This window comes from Clostridium sp. AM58-1XD (assembly GCF_003464085.1).
Taxonomy (GTDB): domain Bacteria; phylum Bacillota; class Clostridia; order Lachnospirales; family Lachnospiraceae; genus Lachnoclostridium_A.
Window position 1 is genome coordinate 1 of record NZ_QSDR01000086.1, and the last position, 599, is coordinate 599.

The 599-nt window shown below is 38.9% G+C and carries 1 pseudogene; it reads left to right on the forward strand.

The window, feature by feature from the left end:
• Positions 1-432 precede the first annotated feature (432 nt).
• Positions 433-599: pseudogene (locus DXA13_RS20690) on the forward strand (IS256 family transposase); the annotation flags it as partial.

Genomic DNA, 599 nt, shown 5'->3' on the forward strand with positions numbered 1-599 from the left:
TCGTCAACATAAAAACACCGCCTTCCTGATATAATGATTATACCATGAATGCGGTGACAAATGTAGAAAAGCCCGAGCGATTGCTCGGGACTTTGTCTACAGTCTGAAGCAATTGTAAATTGCTTATGGATGAGTGCTATGCTGCTCCTGGTTGCATAAACAGAGCTAAATTCAATGCTGATCATTTACAGTACTATAGAAACAGTCAATTAGTCAATTGTTGGATTTGTTACCTTAGAAATGCTATAGTAGTTCTAATGAGTATTCCAACCCGATAGGGTTCTTCCGCAATTAATGCATCTGCCATGGAAGTAAGACGCATTTCAGTAAGTTTATCGAGTGTACTTTGATTGAGTATGTGAAAGTTTTTCTGTAACTAAGGTTTTATAAGGTCTTCTATGGTAAAATAAAAATCATAGGAGGCCTTTTATTATGGCAAGAGAAAAGAAACCCGTACACAAAGTACAAATGACAGATGGGAAAAGGAACATTATCCAGCAGCTCCTTCAGGAGTATGACATCCAGTCCGCAGAGGATATTCAGGATGCTCTCAAGGATCTGCTTGGCGGCACAATCAAAGAAATGATGGAAGCAGAGAT